We start from the raw sequence: 18,556 nt of genomic DNA, 5'->3' as shown, positions 1-18,556 counted from the left end.
GTCCACCGCCCGGCCGGCCTCTCCTCGACCGGCAAGCCAGGCCAGCTCGGCCGGCGCGAACCAGCGACGGGCCAGCGCGAGCGCGGGCAGCGGACGGACCTCCTCCACGTCCACGCCGACCGGGCCGGCCGCACGCGCGGCGACCACCACGATCCGACCGGCGCGGCTGACGCTTACCGGCAGCTCGACGGGCCCGGCGTTCGCCGGCCCGGCGATCCGTACGACCGGGTTGCCGGCGGGGCCGTGTGCCAGCACCACCTCCGCCTCGGCGCGCCCGAGCAGCGCCGCGCCCGCCCGCCGCAGCAACCGCACGGCGGGACCCGGCCGACCGCCGGTGTCCCGACCGACCCACACGTACGCGGTGTCCCGATCGGACACCGTCAGTTGGTCCACGCAGAGAGGGTATCCATGAGAGCCGAGGTCCGTGCCTTCGTCGTCGAGCAGCTCGCCGACATGAACTACGACGTCGAGGGGCTCGACGACGACACCACGCTCGGCCCGTCCGGCGTCGACCTGGAATCGCTGGCCCTCGCCGACCTGTCCGTCCGCGTCGAGGACCGCTACGGCCTGACGTTCGCCGACGACGAGTCGGAGAAGCTGGCCCTGATGACGGTCGGCGAGTTCACCACAATGGTCGCCGACCGCGTCGCCGAGGCGACGAGCGACAACGCCTGATGCCCGGTCAGCCCGACCTGGGGCGAGCTGACCTGCTGACCATGCTCGCCGAACTCACCGCGAAACCCGCCGCCGAGGTCCCGGACCGGATCGGCTCGATGGAACTCGCCTGGCTCGTGCACCTCATCGAGCAGCGCTACGAACGTCGGCTCGACCTCACCGACGACGACCTGGCCGGCATCCGTACCGTCGACGACGCCCTGGTGGTCTTCCGGGCGTCGCTGGCCGCTCCCGCAGATGGCTGAGCCGCCCGTCGTCCAGCTCACCGGTGTGCACGCGGTAAGCGCCCTGGGGCGCGGCGTCGACGCGCAGCTCGCCGGCGTCCTGGCCGGCGAGCCGGCCTTCGGCCCGGTACGCCGCTTCGACACCACCGCCCGGCGGGTCGCCGTGGCCGCCACCCTGCCCGACGTCGGCGCCCTCGCCGACGAGCTGGCCGCCGCGATCGACGCGGCATGCGCGGCGGCCGGCCTGGACGACGTACGGCGGGCGGGGTGCGCGTTGCTGCTCGCCGTGCACGGCGGCCCGGCGTCGGGCGCGGGGCCAACCCCGGCGGCGCTCGCCGGCCAGCTCGCGCTGCGCGCCGGACTGTCCGGTCCGACCCGCGTCTACACCAGCGCCTGCGTGTCGGCGAGCACGGCGGTGGCCGACGCCGCCTCCCTCATCGCCCGGGGCGACCTGGACCGGGCGGTGGTGGCCGCCGGTTACCTGGTGGAGCCGGACCAGTTCGCGCTCTTCGACGCCGGCAGGGCCCTCGCCGACGACGGGGCGGTACGCCCGTTCAGCGCCGGCCGGCGTGGGTTGCTGCTCGGCGACGGTGTGGCCGCGGTGGTGCTCGAGTCCCGCGCGGTGGCCCGTCGACGTGGCGGTGAGCCGGTGGCCACGGTGGTCGGTTGGGGGCGGGCCGGCGACGCGTTCCACCCCTGCCAGCCCGACCCGTCCGGCACCGGGTTGGCGCACGCGGTGCGCACCGCGCTGCGCCGGGCCGGGCTGCCACCGGCGGCCGTCGGCTACGTCAACGCCAACGCCACAGGCACCGCGCAGAGCGACGCCGCCGAGGCCGCGGCGCTGCGCCAGGCCCTCGACGGGTACGCCGCTCAGGTGCCGGTCAGCTCCACGAAGGCGCTGCACGGGCACGCGTTGGAGGCGTCCGGGCTGCTCGAACTGGTGGTCACCGCGCTGGCGCTGCGCCGGGGCGAACTGCCCGTCAACGCCGGCTGGCAGTTCCCGGACGAGGCGTGCCCCCTAGACGTCATCACGGACCGTCCGCGCCGGACGACCGCGACCCACGCCCTGACCCTCAACGCCGCCTTCGGTGGCGCGAACACCGCCCTCCTGGTCGGCACCCCGTGACCACCCCGACCTCCCGCGAAACGACGACACAAACCACACGATCGCGGCAGGTGGGAGGGGCGGAAGGGATGCGGGAGCTTGCGCGCGCCCGCTGGCCCGAGGCCGGCGACGGGGACGTGCCGACGGTCCCGGGGTTCGTGCACTCGGTGTTCGCTCCGGTGGTGGTGGCCGTTGCCGAACGGTGTCTGCGCCGACGCTACGGGACGGGGCTGGTGCCGGCCGGGACGCGGACGGCGTTCGTGCTGGTCAGCGCCAGTGGCGACCGGGCCAGCGCGGTGCACGTCCGGGCCACCGTCGAGGCCGGCGGGCGGGTCGGCCCGCTGTTCTTCTACCAGTCCGTGCCCAACAGCGTCGCCGGGCACGTCGCGGCCCGCTGGGGGCTGCGCGGCCCGGTGGTCTGCCTCAGCCCGACCGGCGACCCGTACGCCGACGGCGCCGCGGAGGCGGCCCTGCTGTGCGACGACGGCGACGCCGACGAGGTGTTGCTGGTCCTGATCGAACAGGCGCCCGACACGTCCACCGAGGCGGTCGCGGTGCTGCTGGGGGGAGGAGCACGACCATGAGGACACCGGGACTGCGCGGCGCGTTGGCCGCCGACACCGAGCTGGGCGCGGGCAACATGCTGGCCCGGGTGCTGACGCACGGGGCCGACCCGGACGGGCCCGGCCTGACCTTCGACACCGCCGTCGACGGGCACCCGGCCGAGGCGCCGCTCACGCTGGGCCAGCTCGACGAGCGGGTCGCCGCACGCGCCGCCTGGCTGCACGAGCGCGGGGTACGCCCCCGCGATCCGGTCGCCGTCTGGGCCACCGCCGCCGCCGACATGGTGTTGAGCTTCCTGGCGCTGGCCCGGCTCGGGGCGATCCCGGCGCTGATGAACGGCAAGCTCCGTCCGGAGATCGCCGCCGAGTACATCCGCCGGCTGCGGGGCGTCGGTGTGCTCGCCGACGACGCGCACACCGCGCTGCTGACCGGGCACGACCTGGGCGTACCGCTGCTGGGCACACCCGCGCAGGCCGGCACGGGCGACCCGGCGCAGGCCCCGGCGCACTACCGGCACCACAGCGACGACCCGATCGTCATCACGCACACCTCCGGGACGACCGGGGTGCCCAAGGCGGTGCTGCACTCGCACGCCAGCCTCTTCGCGGCCACCCGGCACCTGCTCACCATGCCGCAGGCGCAGGGCACCCGCCGGATCCTCAACGCGTTGCCCGCACCGCACACCGCCACCGTGCTGATGGTCAACCAGGCGCTGGGCAACCGGGCGGACATGTTCCTCCTGTCCGAGCAGGGCGGCGAGCGGGTGCTCGACGCCATCCAGCGCTGGCGTCCCGACGGGGTGTTCGGTTTCTCGGTCACCTGGGCCGAGCTGGCCCGCTTCGACCTGTCCGGGTACGACCTGGACTCGGTGCGGCTGTGGTTCAACACCGGCGACTGTTCGCACGAGCCGCACATCCGCCGGCTCGTCGCGGTCGGCTGGCGGGACACCGTCACCCGTGACGGGGTGGCCCGGGTGCCCGGCTCGGTCTTCATCGACGGGCTGGGCTCCAGCGAGATGGGGCACTCCATGTTCCACATCACCCACCGCGCCGACACCGACAGGTACGGCCGCTGCATCGGCCGGCCGTACGAGTTCGCCCGGGTGGCGGTGCTCGACGCCGAGGGCGAGCCGGTGCCGGTCGGCGAGGTGGGTTTCCTGGGCGTCGACTCGCCGTCGCTGTTCCGGGGCTACTGGAACGACTCGGTCACCACCCACCGGTTCCGCCAGCGCGGCTGGTACCTCACCGGTGACCTGGTCCGCGCCGACGCCGACGGCCGCTACTACCACCTGGACCGGGCTGTCGACTCGGTCGACGCCGGGGACGGCCGGCGGTTCTTCACCGCCCTGTCCGAGGAGCAGATCCTCGCCGCCTACCCGGACGTCACCGACTGCACGGTCGTGATCGTCGCGGAGGCCGGCGGCGTGGTCACCGACGTGCTGCTGGAGTTGGCCGCCGGCGCCGACGAGACCGAGGACCGCACCGAACGGGTCCGCGCCGCGCTCGGCGCCGATCTCGGCGCCACGCTGCGCCGGGTGGTGCCGGTGCGCCCGGACGACATACCGGTCACCGTGACCGGCAAGGTCCGCAAGGTGGCGCTGCGCGAGCGCTACCTGACCGAGGCGTCGTCGTGAGCGGCGGATCCGGGGTGCGGTCGTGACCGCGCTGATCACCGGGATGGGCCTGTTCACGCCGGTCGGGCGCGGCGTCGAGGAGACCTTCGACGCGTTGACCACCGGCCGGTCCGGGTTGACCCGGCCGCCCGACGGTCATCCGGTGCGCGCGTCGCTCGACGTCGCCGGCCTGCTGCCGGACATCGACCCGCGCAGCGTCGTGTCCGGGCCGGAGAGCCGCGTGCTGGACCGGATCGTGGTGCTCGCGCTGCTCGCCGCCGCGGACGCGCTCGCCGACGCCGGCATCGAGGTGGGCCGCGACGTCGACCCAGGCCGGATCGGGGTGATCGTCGGCGGGGTCGGCGGGATGGCCACCCTGGAGACCCAGGTGCTCGCCCGCGCCGCCCGGGGCCGCGCGGCGGTCAGCCCGTACCTGCTCACCGGCATCCTGCCGAACATGCCGGCGGCGCGGATCGCCATCGCGCACGGCATCCGGGGCTACAGCTCGTCGGTCGGTACGGCCTGCGCGTCAGGTGCGCAGGCGGTCGCCGACGCGGTCCGGTTGATCCGGGCGGGGGAGGCCGACGTGGTGGTCTGCGGGGCCAGCGAGGCGCCGCTGTTCCCCACCTTCGCCGACACCTTCGGCAACGCGCGGGCGCTGGCCCGCGCCGGGGACGACCCGTCCCGGGCGAGCCGGCCGTTCGACACGTCCCGCTCCGGGTTCGTGCTCTCCGAGGGGGCGGCGCTGCTGGTGCTGGAGAGCGCCGAGCACGCCGCCGCGCGCGGCGCCACCGCGTACGCCGAGGTGGCCGGCTACGGCGCGACCACCGACGCGTACCACCCGACAGCCCCGCGCCCCGACGGCGCCGGCGCGGCCGCGTGCATCCGCGGCGCGCTGCGCAGCTCGGGCGTGCCCGCGGCGGCGGTCGGCTACGTCAACGCGCACGGCACCGGCACGAAGCTCGGCGACATCGCCGAGACCACCGCCCTCGCGGACGTCTTCGGCGACGGCGGTGTGCCGGTCAGCTCCACCAAGGCGCTCACCGGCCACCTGCTCGGCGCCTCCGGGGTGCTGGAGGCGGCGGTGACCGCGCTGGCGCTCGGTCGGGGGCTGCTGCCACCGACGTACCACCTCGACGATCCGGACCCGGCCTGCCCGGCGGACCACATCCGTGGCGCGCCCCGCAAGGCCGACCCGGAGTACGCGCTCACCAACTCGTTCGGGTTCGGCGGCCAGAACGTGAGCCTGCTGCTCGCGCGGGCCGCCGAGCCGAGGAGGTGAGCGACGCGGCATCCCGGACGGGGGGCGTCCGGACGGCAACACGGGGGGAAGCATGGGGAAGGGCACTGAGAACATGGACATCCGTGGGATCGACCACATCGAACTCTACGTAGGCGACGCCCGGCAGGCGGCCTTCTACTTCAGCACCGCCGTCGGTTTCCAGATCTGCGGCCAGGGTGGCCCGGAGACCGGGCTGACCGGGCAGCGCTCACTGCTGCTCTGCCACGGCGACATCCGCCTGCTGCTCACCTCCGGGCTGAGCGCCGAGCACCCGGCCGCCCGGTACGTGCAGCGTCACGGCGACGGCATCGCGGTCGTCGCCGTCGAGGTCGGCGACGTCGCCCAGGCGTACGCCGAGCTGGTGGGCCGGGGCGCGACGGGCGTGACACCACCGACCACGCTCACCGGCGCGGACGCCGAGGTGGTGACCGCCGAGGTGGAGGGCTTCGCCGACGTGCGGCACCGCCTGGTGCAGCGCACCGGGAGCCGCTCCGACTTCCTGCCCGGCGTGATCACACCGACGCCGTTCGCGGCCGACGAGGGGAAGCCGGTCCTCGCCGAGGTCGACCACCTGGCGGTCTGCGTGCCGCCCGGCGAGCTGGACGAGACGGTCCGGCACTTCGAGGGGCTGTTCGACTTCGCGCAGATCTTCGAGGAGCACATCGAGGTCGACGGGCAGGGCATGAACTCCAAGGTGGTGCAGAGCCCGTCCGGGCAGGTCACCGTGGTGCTGCTGGAACCCGACCGGGCCCGCCGGCCCGGGCAGATCGACGCGTTCCTCGACCAGCACGCCGGTGGGGGAGTGCAGCACCTGGGGCTGCGTACCGACGACATCGTCGCCGCCGTGGAGTCGCTGGGCCGGCGCGGTGTCCGCTTCGCCGGCACCCCCGCCAGCTACTACGACGCCCTGGAGGCGCGGGTAGGCCGGGTGGACGCCCCGCTGGAGCGGCTGCGTGAGCTGGGCGTGCTTGTCGACCTCCGACCACGGCGGGCAGCTGTTGCAGATCTTCGCCGAGTCGATGCACGTGCGCCGCACGCTCTTCCTGGAGCTGATCGAGCGGCGCGGGGCGAGTGGTTTCGGCAGCGGCAACATCAAGGCGCTGTACGAGGCCAAGGAGCGGGAACTTGCCGCCGCGGCGGCCGCGCCTCAGGGGGTGGGTGCGTGAGCCTGACCCCCGAGGAGCAGGCGCTGCTGCCCTCCGACGACGACGTGCGGCACTACGCCGAGCACGGCTGGTACCTGTCGAAAAAGGTGTTCACCGACGACGAGGTGGACGCCCTCGCCGCCGCCGCGCAGCGCTACTACGACGGTGAACGCGACCGCCGGCTGCCGGTGCGCCCACCGAAGCTGGCCTACTGGGAGCCGTCGAAGGGGCCGGTGCAGCGGCACAACGACTACGTCCACCACGAGCACGACGGGCTCGGCGCGATCCTGCGCAAACCGCTGCTCGGCGCGGTCGCCGCCCGGCTCGCCGAGGCCGACGAGATCCGGGTCTTCCAGTCGACGCTGATCTACAAGCCGCCGATCTCCGGTGAGCCGAGCAACATCGTGCCCTGGCACTTCGACAAGCACTACTGGGCGTCCTCGTCGTCGGAGAAGATGCTCACCGCGTTCATCCCCTTCCACGACTGCGGGGAGGAGATGGGCACCATCACGATGGTCGACGGCTCGCACCGGTGGAAGGAGATCGGCGCCGACGACACGGTGGTGCGGCACTTCGCCGACCGGGACCGCAACCAGTTGGAGGAGATGCTGGCCGAGAACGCGGCGTACAACGGGGCCGAGATCCGCAAGGTCCCGATGGTGATCCCCAAGGGACACGTGAGCTTCCACCACTGCCGCACCTACCACGGCAGCGGCCCCAACGTCAGCGGTCGCCCCCGACAGGCGGTCTCGCTGCACCTGCAGGACGGCGACAACGCCTGGCGGGAGTATCCGCTCTCCGACGGCTCGCTCGCCGCGTACAACCACGACGTGCTGGTCCGCCGCACCCACGACGGGCGGCCGGACTACGCGGACCCGGACTACTGCCCCGTCATCTGGCGCCACCGCGCCCCGCAGGGAGGCTGACATGTCACGCTACGACTGGGGTAGGACGCACCCGGGCATCGAACGGCTGGAACGGGCGGTGACCGAGCGACGCGACGCCGTGGTGAAGCACCCGCTCTACGCCAACCTCGACACCCACGAGGCGCTGGTGACCTTCATGGAGCACCACGTCTTCGCGGTCTGGGACTTCATGTCCCTGCTGAAGTCGTTGCAGCGGCAGTTGACCTGCGTGACAGTCCCGTGGATCCCGACCGGCCCGACCGGCAGCCGCCGCCTCATCAACGACATCGTCATGGTGGAGGAGAGCGACGAGCTGGGCGAGGGTTACATCAGCCACTTCGAGCTGTACGTGCGCGGCATGGCCGAGGCCGGCGCGGACACCACAGCAGTGAACGCCCTCGTCGACAGGCTGCGCGCCGGCCGGCCGGTGACCGACGCGCTCGCCGAGGCGGGGGCGCCGGCCGCGTCCGCGACGTTCGCCGCGACCACCTGGCACATCATCGAGTCCACCCCGGTGCACTGCCAGGCGGCGGCCTTCGCGTTCGGCCGGGAGGACCTCATCCCGGACATGTTCACGCAGGTCGTCGCGGTCAACGAGCGCAGCAACCGGCTGCACACCTTCGTCGACTACCTGGAACGGCACATCGAGGTCGACGGCGAGCAGCACACCCCGATGGCCATGCAGATGCTCGCCGACCTGTGCGGCGACGACGACGCCAAGTGGCAGGAGTGCGCCGACACGGTCAACACCGCCCTCGCCGCCCGCGCCCGGCTCTGGGACGACATCCTCGCCGCGGTCAAGGGGCCGGCGTGACCGACGCCGACCCGGTCCGGCTCTACCGCACGGTCCGGCTGATCCGCCGGTTCGAACAACGTGCGGTGGAGCTGGTCCACGGCGGGCAGATCGTCGGCGGCATCCACCCGTACCTCGGTCAGGAGGGGATCGCCGCCGGCGTCTGCGCCGCCCTGGGCGTCGACGACGTGCTCGCCGGCACCCACCGGGGGCACGGGCACGTGCTGGCCCGTGGGGCCGACCCGGCGCGGATGCTCGCCGAGCTGTGCGGCCGGCTGACCGGTCTCAACGCCGGGCGGGGCGGCTCGATGCACGCCGCCGATTTCAGCATCGGCGTGCTCGGCGCGAACGCCATCGTCGGCGCCTCCGGAGCGATCATCACCGGCGCGGTGTGGGCCCGGCGACGGCAGGGTCACGACACCGTCGGCGTGAGCTTCTTCGGCGACGGTGCGGTCAACGAGGGGATGCTGCTGGAGGCGTTCAACCTGGCCGCGCTGTGGCGGGTGCCGGTGCTGTTCGTCTGCGAGAACAACGGCTACGCCACCACCATGCCGGTCGCCGGCGCGGTGGCCGGCAGCATCGCCGGCCGCGCCGCCGCCTTCGGCATCCGGGCCGTCGAGGTCGACGGCCAGGACCCCGAGGCGGTACGCGACGCGTCGGTCGCCGCCGTCGGCCGGATGCGCGCCGGCGGCGGTCCCGAACTGATCGAGGCCCGGACCTACCGCTTCGACGCCCACCACACCTTCGAACACGCGGTACGCCTCGACTACCGCCCGCCCGACGAGGTGAGCCGGGGTCGGGCCCGGGACCCGGTGCGCATCCAGGGTGAACGCCTTCCCGACGCGGAGCGTGCCGCTGTGGACGCCGAGGTCGAGGCGACTCTCGACGCGGCGGTGCGCTTCGCGCTGGACAGCCCGGAACCCGACCCGGCCGACGCGTTGACCTACCTGTACGCCAGCGGCCTGACCGCCCGCGCCGGAGGTGGCTGAATGTCCCTGCGCACCGGAGGTGGCTGAGGTGCCCCGACTGTCGTACCGCCGGGCGTTGACCCGGGCCCTCGCCGACGAGCTGGCCCGCGACGAGACGGTGTTCCTGCTCGGCGAGGACGTCCAGGTCGGGGCGTCGCTGGTGACCACCGGCCTGGCGAAGCGGTTCGGGACCGAGCGGGTCCGCGACACCCCGCTGTCCGAGCAGGCGTTCACCAGCTTCGCCACCGGAGCGGCGCTGGCCGGACTGCGGCCGGTGATCGAGTTCCAGATCCCGTCGTTGCTGTTCCTGGTCTTCGAGCAGATCGTCAACCACGCGCACAAGTTCCCGCTGATGACCGGCGGGCAGTGCAGTGTTCCGGTCACCTACCTGGTGCCCGGCTCGGGGTCGCGCACCGGCTGGGCCGGGCAGCACTCCGACCACCCGTACAGCCTCTTCGCCCACGTGGGAGTGGTCACCGTCGTGCCGGCCACCCCGGCCGACGCGTACGGGCTGCTGGTCACCGCGATCCGGCACGACGACCCGGTGGTGGTGTTCGCACCGGCCGGCGCGATGGACGTGCGCGACGACGTGGCCGACCTGGAGCCGGTGCCGCTGGGCCGGGGCCGCGTCCACCGCTTCGGCGACGACGTCACGGTGGTCGCGATCGGGCATCTCGTGCACGACGCGCTGGCCGTGGCCGAGGAGCTGGCCGGCCAGGTGTCGGTGGAGGTGTTCGACCCGCGCACCCTGTACCCCTTCGACATCGACGGGTTGACCGAGTCGGTGGCCCGCACCGGGCGGCTCGTGGTGCTCGACGACGGCAACCGCTCCTGCGGCATCGCCGCCGAGATCATCGCCTCGGTGGTGGAGCGGATCCGGCTGCTCGCCCCACCGCGCCGGGTCACCCGCCCGGACGGGGCCGTGCTGCCGTTCGCCCCCGCTCTGGACCGCGCCGTGCAGCCCTCCCGGGAGCAGCTCGCCACCGCCATCCATCTGACCATGAAGGACTCATCATGATCGACCCGAACTACTCGTGGCCGTCTGCCGACGGGGCCTGGACCGACCTGCCGGAGCCGGCCCGCCGGGCCATGGTGGCCAGCGGCGCGGCCGCCTGGGAACGCGTCTTCCACGGCCGGGCCACCTACAACAAGCAGTGGCGGCTGGCCCGCCCCCCGGTCCTGACCGCCGACGCCTGGCGGGAGCTGAACGAGGTCTGCGACCGGCTGGCCCAACTCGTCCTGGACGCCTGCCGGCGGCGGGTGGACACCGCAGGTGAGCTACGCCGGCTGCTCGGCGTCCCGGCGGGGGAGACCCGGCTGCTGGACGAGTCGGAGCCGCTGACCGAGGCGCTGCTGGCCGCGTACCGGCCGGATGTGATCTTCACGGAGGGCGTGCCGAAGTTCGTCGAGTACAACATCGACAGCAGCCTCGGGGGAGGGTTCGACGCCGACACCGTCATCCAGCGGTTCGCGCAGCTCTACGCCGAGCACGGCATCCTCGACGAGCTGCCGGTACGCGCCGCGCCGTCGCTGCTGGACCAGCGCTTCGTGGCGATCCGCGAGGAGCTGGGGTTGCCCGACGGCGCGCGGCTGGCGCTGCTGATGGACTTCGACGCCGACTACCCGGGGCTGGACGACCCGGAGACGTTCATCCGGATCCTCGACCCCCTCGCCGTGCGGGCCCGCGACTTCGGCATCGACCTGGTCATCGCGCCCCTGTCCACGGCCACCCTGGACGCCGAGCGCCGGCTCGTGGTCGACGGCGCGCCTGTCGACGCGCTCTTCCGGCTCTTCGTGCCCAACCGGGTCACCCCGACCGCCGGCCTGGACGCGGTGGCCGGCGCGCTGGCCGCCGGCACGCTGCCGATGTTCGTGTCGGCGGCGGCCTGGCTGCTGGGCAACAAGACCACCTTCGCCTGGCTGTGGGAGGACGTGGACGCCCTGCCCGCCGACGACCAGACCCTGATCCGCCGGCACGTGCCGTACACGGTGCCGTTGACAGTCGCGGTGCTCGACCGGGCGCTCGCCGAGCAGGCCGAGCTGGTGGCGAAACCGGCGGACGGATCGGCGGGGCACGGTGTGCTGATCGGCCCCGACCTGAGCCCGTCGGACTGGGCCGAGGGCCTGCGCGCGGCCGTCGACCGGGGCGGCGCGATCCTTCAGCAGTACCTGCCCGCCGACCGGGTTCCGATGGACTTCGTGCAGATCGAGACCGGCGAGACGGTGACGGCCGACGTCCCGTACTCCCTGGCCCCGTACCTGTTCGGCCGAACGGCCTCCGGCGGCCTGGCGAGGGTCGGCTACCCCGGCGGCGACGGCATCCTCAACCTGGCCCACGGAGTCCTCCTGACCGGAATCCTCCTAACCGACTGACCCCCCGGGGCTTCTTTGGTTGATCATGAGGTTGGCGGGGTTGGGAGCCACTCCTGGCCCCGCCAACCCCATGATCAACGGGGTGGGGCGGGGCGGAGGCGGCGGGAGAGGGCGCGGAGGGTTTCCGCTGTCGCGATGGCGTCGCTGCGGGCGCTGCCGTGGCGGCCGTCCGTGCTGTAGAGGGTGGGGTCGGCCGTCAGCGGGTGGTCCGTCAGGTGCACGTGGATGGTGTGGTGGCGTTGGGCCAGGCTGGCTGTGCGTGTGGACAGGCGCCGCATTCGTTCGGCCAGGCCGGGCCGCAGCGCGTCGGGCACCGCCGGGCTGTGCGACACGTCGAACATGCCCACCGTGAGCACGTCCGCGCCCGCGTCGAGCAGCGCGCCGATCATCGCGGCCAGCTCGGCGTCCACCGCGTCCGCGTCGTACTTCGGGTGGAAGGCGTCGTTGCCGCCGCAGACGACGAGCGCAAGGTCCGGCGCGAAGGCCAGCGCCGGGGCGAGCTGCTCGGCCCGCACCTGGTGCGCGCGCAGCCCGCGCCGACCCAGATTCCGGTACGCCAGCCCGGGGCGGGCGGCGGTCAGCTCGGCGGCGACCCGGTCGACCCACTGCACGTCCGGGTAGCCCGGGGTCGGCTCGCACATGCCCTCCACGACACTGTCGCCGATCGCCACGAACCGCCGCCACGGGTGCCCGCGCAGCAGCTCGGCGGTCTCTCCGGGACGAAGGCAGTACGGGTCGGTCGATTCGTCGAGCGTCGATGGCATGCCGGCACGCTAACCGACCGCCGCGTCGCGCGGCCAGACCCGGTCAGTCGGCCAGGCCGACCTCGGCCAGGTAGACGCAGGTGCGTTCCTCGTGGGAGGAGTAGTAGCTGACCCACAGCAGGTCGTCGTGCCAGACCAGGCCCGGGTAACTGGTGTCGCCGCCGGAGGGCAGCGCGACCAGTTCGGTAAGCGTGCCGCGCTCCGGGTCGACGGCGCAGATCGCGGTGCGGACGTCGCCGTCGAGCAGCCGCACGCCGGCAAGCATCCGCCCGTCGGGCAGCCGGAGCAGTGCCGGCCCGCCCACCCGCACCCCGAGGTCGGTCCAGGTCCACTCCCGGTACGGCGGTCGGGCGCGACCGAGCTGTGCGCTGGCGCTGTCGCCGTCGCGGCGCAGCAGGCAGTGGGCCGTACCGTCCGGGTCGAACGCCAGTCCCGACTCGTTGGGGTAGCCGCCCTCGAACAACGTCGGCACCCACGGCCGCAGGTCGACGCCGTCGATGCTGCGGTAGAGCCGGGCGAACCGCGGCCCACGGGTGGCGTAGCCGACGCCGTACATCGCGTCGTCGTGCCAGGCGGCCCGCCACACCCAGACGCCCGGTTCGCCCACCGGAATCGGGTCGCCCCAGGTGTGCCCGTCCCCGGAGAGCCAGGTCACCGTGTCGAACGTCTTGCGGGTCTCCCCGGTCGCCGCCGCCGCGAACAGTTGCAGACGCCCGTCGGGCCGCGCGACGAACCGTGGGTCGCGCAGGTCGACGCCGTCCTGCCGGAGAACGGCCGCGGAGGTCCACGCCCGACCGTCCGTCGAGGTCAGCACCCGCAGCACCCCGTCGTCGGAGAGGTGGGTCCGTGCCTCCCGGAAGGCGCAGAACCACGTCCCGGCGTACCGGACGAGGTCGGTGAACGCGCTGTGCGGCGCGCTGTCGCCGATCCGGTGTACGGCGGTGACCTCCGCGGTGCGGCGGTGGGTGGGTGACGACGACGTCATGCGCGGCGGCCTCCTGGGGACGGGCCGACGCTAGCCGCCCCGGCCGACGCCCGCGCGGCCAACAGGCGAACGGACGACGAACGAAGGTGTCCCCGGTCCCTGTCGGATTGACGTCGTCGAGGCGGTGGGCGCGGCGCGGTGGTGCGGTGCAATGGCGCGGGCCGGCCACGATGACGGTAGGTCAGCCCTCCCGGGGCTGGCACGTTCGTCCGAGGGAGGTGTCGGTGCTCAGCTCCTTTCTCCAGGCCCTGGCGAGCAAGCTGGTCGAGGCGATCCTCGGCAAACTGACCGAATGGCTCGCGCCGAAGGCGCTGCGGGCCGTACCCCACCGCGCCTCGCCGAACTGTCCACGCTGCGGCGGGTACGGCGTCCGCCGGTGGGCGCCCGGTGGCATGTGGGTGGTGTTCCTGCTGTCGCTGCTGGCCTTCGCGTGGGGCTTCGGGTTCACAGTGCTCGGCGTGCCGGTGGTCGTGTTCACCGTTGTCGGCGCGGTGGTGTCCGACGGCGTCGGCGGCCTGTGGCCCGCCCTGCTCGCGCCACTGGGCCTGCTGGTCCCCGGCGCGCTGCTGGTCTCCGGAGCCTTCGGGCTGGCCTGGTATCACAGCTACCCGCCGAAATGGTGCGCCCGCTGCCACGGCAGCTGGCCACGCCGCGACCGCGCCGAGTACCTGCGCTCGGCCCGGATGTTCACCTGCGGCTGCGGGCAGCGCCTGCGCGTGCCCGCTGCCGCCGGGGCGAAGCTGCGCTGCCCGAGCTGCAAGACCGAACACGCCACGCCGGCGGCCTCACGCTGACCTCCGACGGGGCGACGGTGGACGCCCCAACCGGTCGCTGACTGTTCGGCCCCGGCGGCCGACGCCCGACCAGACCTCGGCGGAACGGAGATCAGCGCGACACGGCGTGCTCGGCTGCCTGACCGGACCCCGATAAGCCCGGATCAGCGCGACACGGCGTGCTCGGCGAGCAGTTCGTCGAGCACCTGCCGGGCCCAGGCCGCCGTGGCCGGCGCCGGGGCGTCCAGCGTGATGAGCGCCTTCCACAGCGCCCACCCGCGCCCGCGCGCCCAGGTGGCCGCGTCGACGTCGAGCGCGTCGCGGAACGTCGCCCGGGCGGCGCCGCGCAGCAGGGTCCAGGCGATCACGGTGTCGCAGGCGGGGTCGCCGACACCGCAGCAGCCGAAGTCGATGACGGCGGCGAGCCGGCCGTCGCGGACCAGCAGGTTGCCGTCCGCGACGTCGCCGTGGAACCAGACCGGCGGCCCGGACCAGGTGGCGTCGAGGGCGGCCTGCCAGATGTCGGTGACCACGTCGACGGGCAGCCGGTCGCGGTGCGCCCCGATCGCCGCCCGGGTCTCCGGGTCGTACGTGGACAGTGGGCCACCGCGCCAGGCGCTGTGCGGGCCGGCCGCCGGGCCGTCGGTGGGGTCGACGGCGCGCAGGGCACGCAGGAAGGCGGCGAGGTCGCTGGCGAACCGGGTCGGGTCGTCGATTCGTTCGGGACGCGCGGTCCGGCCGTCGATCCAGCCGTAGACCGACCACGGGTACGGGTAGCCCGCGCCGGGTCGCCCGTGGGCCAGCGGGGTGGGGATCTCCAGTGGCAGCCGCGCGCTGAGCCACGGCAGCCAGCGCTGTTCCTTGGCGACCTGCGACGCGTACCCCTCGCCGCTGGGCAGCCGCACGGTCATGTCCTCGCCCAGGTGGAAGGTGCGGTTGTCCCAGCCGCCGACCTCGACCGGGCGTACCGGCAGCTCGGCCCACCGGTGAAACTGCTCGGCGACCAGTCGGCGGACCAGGTCCGCGTCGATCCGCCGGGCCGTCGTGTCATAGGTGTGCGGCGCGTCGGGTGCGGGCTGTGCGCTCATCCGCCCGAGCCTGCGGGCTCCGCCGGCCGCCCGCAAGCGATTTGCGCCGACGGCGGGACCGGTCGGACCAATGCTCGCGACAGGCATGCGGGAGGCGCGGGGCTGCGGGAGGCGCGGGCGTGCGGCAGGCGCGGGCGTGCGGGAGGCGCGGGCGTGCGGGAGGCGCGGGGGCGGGCCGGGCCGCACCTCACCTGCCTCCTTTGCTCTGCTTCAACCGGCGCACCACTTACGGCCCGAAAGTGGTGCGTGGGTTGAAGCAGAGCAAAGGAGGCGCAGGAGGTGGTCGCGACCCGCTGGGCAGTGGGACGTCAGGCGGTGGCGGCAGGTGTGGGCCGCGTCGGCGTCTTTGGGTTGGACGCCCTGGCCACCAGTGGGAACGCGGTGACGAGCAGGCACGCCACGGCCATGGCCAGCAGCGCCGGGGTGAGCCCGAGCGCGTCCACCGACCAGCCGCCGAGCAGTGCGCCGACCGGCAGGCCGACGAAGGCCAGCGAGCCGGCGATGCCGAGCACCCGGGTCTGCAGGTCCGGCGGCACTCGTTCGTAGAGCGCCACCCCGAGCAGCGGGTTGACCGCCGCGATGCCGATCCCGGACAGGAACGTCACCACGAGCACGACCGGCAACTCGTCGCTGATCGCCAGGGCGACCAGTCGGGGCGTTCCGGCGACCGTCGCTCCGAGCAGGAACGTCAGCCGGCCGGGCAGCCGGGGGCCGAGCGCGGTGAACAGCACGTTGCCCAGCAGCGCGCCCGCCGAGAACGCCGCCAGCACGAGGCCGAGCCCGCGCGGGCCGTGCAGTTCCCGGGCCACCCAGAACGGGATGTAGACGGCCACGCTGGCGTTGGCGACCATGTTCAGCGCCGAGACGACCACCAGCATGCCCAGCAGGGGCCGGTCCCGACCGAGGTAGCTGAACCCGTCACGCAACGCGCGCAGGTAGCCGACCGGTGCGGTGGGCTGCGCCGGGGCGGCCGGTGGTCGGACCAGCAGACCGATGAGCAGCGCGCAGATCGCGAAGCTGGCTGCGTCGATGAGGATCGCCTGGCTCACCCCGAACGCGGCGATCAACAGACCCCCCACGGCGGCGCCGAACAACGTGACCACCCGGCTCAGCCCGTCGTACGCCGAGGTCAGGCGGATCAGCGGCACCCCGGCGGCCTCGGCGACGGGCCGGAACATGACGTGCTTGACCCGGTCCCCGATGCCGCGCAGCGCGCCGGCGACCGCGACCAGCGCCACCAGGGGCGCGAAGCCCAGCCACGGGGTCAACGCGACGACCACCATGGCCACCGCGCTGCCCGCGTCGCACAGGATGGACGTGCGACGCAGGCCGATCCGGTCCGCCCAGGGTGTGCCCAGGGCGCTGGACAGCAGGTACGGCAGCGTCTCGGCGAACGCGACCAGACCCATCTTGGTCGGACTGCCCGTGGTGACCAGCACCAGCCAGGGGATGGTCACCACCGAGATGCGGGTGCCCAGGTTCGAGACCAGGTCCGCGCTGACCAGGACGACCAGTTGCCGGCGGGGCGTCACGCCCCGACCGCCGCCGACCGGCCGGCGGCGTACCGCTCGCGCAGCGCCCGCTTGTCCACCTTCACCGACCGGTTCACCGGCAACCGGTCGACGAACTCCACAGCGGCCGGCGCCCACATCTCGTTGAGTTCGGCCGTCACCAGGTCGATCAGCTCCGCCGCGGTGACCGTCGCCCCGGGCGCGGTCACCACGTACGCGTACGGCACCTCGCCGACCGTCTCGTCCGGCACGCCGATCACGGCGGCGGCGCGCACCTGCGGGTGCCCGGCCAGCACGTCCTCGATGGGCCGGCAGAAGATCGCCCAGTTCCGTCGGTGCGTCACGATCATGTCGTGCGCCCGGTCGACCAGGTAGAGGAAACCGTCGTCGTCGAGGTGGCCGATGTCGCGGGTACGCACCCAGCCGTCGACGAGGGTCTGCGCGGTCAACTCGGGCTGACCGTGGTAGCCGGCGAAGCTGAGCCGGGTCTGCACCCACACCTCGCCGTCGCGGCCGGTCGGCAGCACCGTGCCGTCGTCGTCGCGGATCTCGATGCGGACGTCGCCGTAGGGTCGCCCGCAGGAGCGCAGCCGCTGCGGGTGCTCCGGATCGTCGGTCAGCCCGGGCAGCGCGGTGATGACCACGGCCTCGCTGAGGCCGTACACGATGCGCAGCACCGGGCCGAACCGCGCGATGGCCTGGCGCAGCCGGGCGGGCGCGGCGGGCCCGGCGCCCACGTTGAACATGAACATGGCCGAGAAGTCGGCGCCCACCAGCGCCGGGTGGTCCAGCAGCTCGTAGAGCATCGGCGGGGTGACGAAGGTGGAGTTGATCCGCTCCCGCTGCACGGTGGCCACGAACGCCACCGGGTCCCAGTCGTCGCGCAGGAACAGCACCCCGCCGGTGAACAGGTTGAACAGGGTGGTGATCTGGCCGCTTGCCAACCACATCGGCGAGTGCGACAGGTGCCGCAGCAGCGGGAACCCGGCGGCCCGGAAGTCGGCCGCGAGGGTGAGGATCTGGGCGTAGAAGCTCTCGGTGTGGTGCACCAGCTTGGGAGCGCCGGTGGTGCCGCTGGTCTGCAGGAACGACTCCGGCGCCGGCACGGATGTCGGCAGGTCCGTCGTCTCGGTGTCGGCGGTGACGTCCGGGCCCGCGCCGCCGGCGCCCAGGCAGCACACCGGCACGCCGGGCAGCGCGACGGCCAGCTCCGGCCCCAGGCTGGCCGGGTCACGGGCGTCGTAGACCAGGGCGTCGGGGCGGGCCAGCCGGATGAACTCGTCGACCTCCCGGCGGGCGGTGACCGGGGCGACCCACATCGTCCGGCAGCCGAGCAGGTGCAGGGCGAGCTGGAGCAGCGGCCCCTCCACGGCGTTCGCCACGGTCACCAGCACCGCCGCGCCGGGCCGTACGCCGTGCCGGGTCAGGGCCGCGGCCATCGTGCGCACCAGCGCGGCGGCCTCGGTGTACGTGATGCGGCGGTCACCGCCGACCAGCGCCTCCCGGTCGCCGAAGTCGGCGAAGAGATCCAGTGCCCTGTCCACGTATGTCGTCGTGTGCCCGGGTCCGTCAGTCATTCGGCAGCCCCCATCCGAGAAAGCGGCGGCCCCGGGCCGCTTCCCGGTGACGAGACGACCGCACCGCCGCCGCCTGCGAGCCTAGGCCGGCGAGGGCGCGGCGGGACCGGGCCGAAGGGCGATCCGGCAGGCCCGGTGGACATTTGATCGCGTCGATCAGGTTGATTGACGCCCGTCATCGGCGGCGGCTAGGTTTCTGGACCATCGTCCAG

18 protein-coding genes and 1 pseudogene are annotated in these 18,556 nt (G+C 73.7%); 13 read left to right on the top strand and 6 right to left on the bottom strand.

Going from position 1 to position 18,556, the window contains the following annotated elements; genetic code table 11:
* The coding region (locus MILUP08_RS35980; protein WP_420329261.1) for a 4'-phosphopantetheinyl transferase family protein at positions 1 to 393 on the bottom strand (393 nt) is incomplete at its 3' end.
* A 15-nt stretch (positions 394 to 408) separates the two neighbouring features.
* On the opposite strand from MILUP08_RS35980, the gene MILUP08_RS19165 reads away from it, so the two are divergent.
* The 12 genes and pseudogenes from MILUP08_RS19165 (at position 409) to MILUP08_RS19115 (ending at position 11,646) form a co-directional block, all read left to right on the top strand.
* Positions 409 to 675 (top strand): acyl carrier protein, encoded by a 267-nt coding sequence (locus MILUP08_RS19165; protein WP_007460627.1) that lies wholly within the window; start codon positions 409 to 411, stop codon positions 673 to 675.
* Entirely contained in the window at positions 675 to 920 is a 246-nt protein-coding gene (locus MILUP08_RS19160; RefSeq protein ID WP_007460625.1) for a hypothetical protein, read from the top strand. The genes MILUP08_RS19165 and MILUP08_RS19160 overlap by 1 nt, the downstream gene beginning before the upstream one ends.
* Positions 913 to 2,025, top strand: coding sequence for a beta-ketoacyl-[acyl-carrier-protein] synthase family protein (locus MILUP08_RS19155; protein ID WP_007460623.1), 1,113 nt, complete (start codon positions 913 to 915; stop codon positions 2,023 to 2,025). The genes MILUP08_RS19160 and MILUP08_RS19155 overlap by 8 nt, the downstream gene beginning before the upstream one ends.
* Positions 2,026 to 2,093: 68 nt before the next feature.
* Positions 2,094 to 2,588 carry a beta-ketoacyl synthase chain length factor gene (locus MILUP08_RS19150; RefSeq protein ID WP_007460621.1) on the top strand — a complete coding sequence of 165 codons (495 nt, stop codon included), beginning with the start codon at positions 2,094 to 2,096 and terminating at the stop codon, positions 2,586 to 2,588.
* Complete coding sequence (locus MILUP08_RS19145; RefSeq protein ID WP_007460619.1) at positions 2,585 to 4,201, top strand: class I adenylate-forming enzyme family protein; 1,617 nt, start codon at positions 2,585 to 2,587, stop codon at positions 4,199 to 4,201. Before MILUP08_RS19150 ends, MILUP08_RS19145 begins: the two co-directional genes overlap by 4 nt.
* A gap of 22 nt (positions 4,202 to 4,223) precedes the next feature.
* Entirely contained in the window at positions 4,224 to 5,462 is a 1,239-nt protein-coding gene (locus tag MILUP08_RS19140) for a beta-ketoacyl-[acyl-carrier-protein] synthase family protein (RefSeq protein WP_007460618.1), read from the top strand.
* Between the two features lie 73 nt (positions 5,463 to 5,535).
* A pseudogene (gene hppD, locus MILUP08_RS34715) lies at positions 5,536 to 6,628 on the top strand (4-hydroxyphenylpyruvate dioxygenase).
* Positions 6,625 to 7,533 carry a phytanoyl-CoA dioxygenase family protein gene (locus tag MILUP08_RS19135; protein ID WP_039908349.1) on the top strand — a complete coding sequence of 303 codons (909 nt, stop codon included), beginning with the start codon at positions 6,625 to 6,627 and terminating at the stop codon, positions 7,531 to 7,533. Before hppD ends, MILUP08_RS19135 begins: the two are co-directional and overlap by 4 nt.
* A gap of 1 nt (position 7,534) precedes the next feature.
* A complete protein-coding gene (locus tag MILUP08_RS19130; RefSeq protein ID WP_007460616.1) occupies positions 7,535 to 8,326 on the top strand; it encodes a DUF3050 domain-containing protein in 792 nt (263 codons plus the stop codon).
* Positions 8,323 to 9,294: a thiamine pyrophosphate-dependent dehydrogenase E1 component subunit alpha gene (locus MILUP08_RS19125; protein WP_007460615.1), complete on the top strand. Its 972-nt coding sequence runs from the start codon at positions 8,323 to 8,325 to the stop codon at positions 9,292 to 9,294. Before MILUP08_RS19130 ends, MILUP08_RS19125 begins: the two co-directional genes overlap by 4 nt.
* A 28-nt stretch (positions 9,295 to 9,322) precedes the next feature.
* Entirely contained in the window at positions 9,323 to 10,291 is a 969-nt protein-coding gene (locus MILUP08_RS19120; RefSeq protein WP_007460614.1) for an alpha-ketoacid dehydrogenase subunit beta, read from the top strand.
* On the top strand, positions 10,288 to 11,646 hold the full coding sequence (locus tag MILUP08_RS19115) for a hypothetical protein (protein WP_007460613.1): 1,359 nt from the start codon (positions 10,288 to 10,290) through the stop codon (positions 11,644 to 11,646). Before MILUP08_RS19120 ends, MILUP08_RS19115 begins: the two co-directional genes overlap by 4 nt.
* Before the next feature lie 74 nt (positions 11,647 to 11,720).
* Here MILUP08_RS19115 and MILUP08_RS19110 read toward each other — a convergent pair whose 3' ends face one another.
* Entirely contained in the window at positions 11,721 to 12,410 is a 690-nt protein-coding gene (locus tag MILUP08_RS19110) for an SGNH/GDSL hydrolase family protein (RefSeq protein ID WP_007460612.1), read from the bottom strand.
* A 43-nt stretch (positions 12,411 to 12,453) separates the two neighbouring features.
* Positions 12,454 to 13,395, bottom strand: a complete 942-nt coding sequence (locus tag MILUP08_RS19105) for a hypothetical protein (protein ID WP_007460611.1) — start codon at positions 13,393 to 13,395, stop codon at positions 12,454 to 12,456.
* A 224-nt stretch (positions 13,396 to 13,619) separates the two neighbouring features.
* Between MILUP08_RS19105 and MILUP08_RS19100 the strand changes: the two genes are divergently transcribed.
* Positions 13,620 to 14,189: a hypothetical protein gene (locus MILUP08_RS19100; RefSeq protein ID WP_007460610.1), complete on the top strand. Its 570-nt coding sequence runs from the start codon at positions 13,620 to 13,622 to the stop codon at positions 14,187 to 14,189.
* A gap of 143 nt (positions 14,190 to 14,332) precedes the next feature.
* On the opposite strand, the gene MILUP08_RS19095 is transcribed toward MILUP08_RS19100, so the two are convergent.
* The 3 genes from MILUP08_RS19095 to MILUP08_RS19085 all read right to left on the bottom strand — a co-directional run bounded on the left by MILUP08_RS19095 (position 14,333) and on the right by MILUP08_RS19085 (position 18,344).
* Entirely contained in the window at positions 14,333 to 15,256 is a 924-nt protein-coding gene (locus MILUP08_RS19095) for an aminoglycoside phosphotransferase family protein (protein WP_051065752.1), read from the bottom strand.
* Positions 15,257 to 15,564: 308 nt separating this feature from the next.
* A complete protein-coding gene (locus tag MILUP08_RS19090; RefSeq protein ID WP_007460608.1) occupies positions 15,565 to 16,788 on the bottom strand; it encodes an MFS transporter in 1,224 nt (407 codons plus the stop codon).
* Positions 16,785 to 18,344, bottom strand: coding sequence for an AMP-binding protein (locus MILUP08_RS19085; RefSeq protein ID WP_007460606.1), 1,560 nt, complete (start codon positions 18,342 to 18,344; stop codon positions 16,785 to 16,787). Before MILUP08_RS19085 ends, MILUP08_RS19090 begins: the two co-directional genes overlap by 4 nt.
* Positions 18,345 to 18,556: the final 212 nt, after the last annotated feature.

This window comes from Micromonospora lupini str. Lupac 08, assembly GCF_000297395.2.
GTDB lineage: Bacteria > Actinomycetota > Actinomycetes > Mycobacteriales > Micromonosporaceae > Micromonospora > Micromonospora lupini.
This window is presented reverse-complemented; position numbering and strand designations above follow the sequence as displayed.

What these genes read in the sequence shown, in the direction of transcription:
- MILUP08_RS19165 (WP_007460627.1), top strand. Translation starts at nt 409, where the DNA reads ATGAGAGCCGAGGTCCGTGCCTTCGTCGTCGAGCAGCTCGCCGACATG.
- MILUP08_RS19160 (WP_007460625.1), top strand. Translation starts at nt 675, where the DNA reads ATGCCCGGTCAGCCCGACCTGGGGCGAGCTGACCTGCTGACCATGCTC.
- MILUP08_RS19155 (WP_007460623.1), top strand. Translation starts at nt 913, where the DNA reads ATGGCTGAGCCGCCCGTCGTCCAGCTCACCGGTGTGCACGCGGTAAGC.
- MILUP08_RS19150 (WP_007460621.1), top strand. Translation starts at nt 2,094, where the DNA reads ATGCGGGAGCTTGCGCGCGCCCGCTGGCCCGAGGCCGGCGACGGGGAC.
- MILUP08_RS19145 (WP_007460619.1), top strand. Translation starts at nt 2,585, where the DNA reads ATGAGGACACCGGGACTGCGCGGCGCGTTGGCCGCCGACACCGAGCTG.
- MILUP08_RS19130 (WP_007460616.1), top strand. Translation starts at nt 7,535, where the DNA reads ATGTCACGCTACGACTGGGGTAGGACGCACCCGGGCATCGAACGGCTG.
- MILUP08_RS19115 (WP_007460613.1), top strand. Translation starts at nt 10,288, where the DNA reads ATGATCGACCCGAACTACTCGTGGCCGTCTGCCGACGGGGCCTGGACC.
- MILUP08_RS19110 (WP_007460612.1), bottom strand. Translation starts at nt 12,410, where the DNA reads ATGCCATCGACGCTCGACGAATCGACCGACCCGTACTGCCTTCGTCCC.
- MILUP08_RS19105 (WP_007460611.1), bottom strand. Translation starts at nt 13,395, where the DNA reads ATGACGTCGTCGTCACCCACCCACCGCCGCACCGCGGAGGTCACCGCC.
- MILUP08_RS19095 (WP_051065752.1), bottom strand. Translation starts at nt 15,256, where the DNA reads ATGAGCGCACAGCCCGCACCCGACGCGCCGCACACCTATGACACGACG.
- MILUP08_RS19085 (WP_007460606.1), bottom strand. Translation starts at nt 18,344, where the DNA reads ATGACTGACGGACCCGGGCACACGACGACATACGTGGACAGGGCACTG.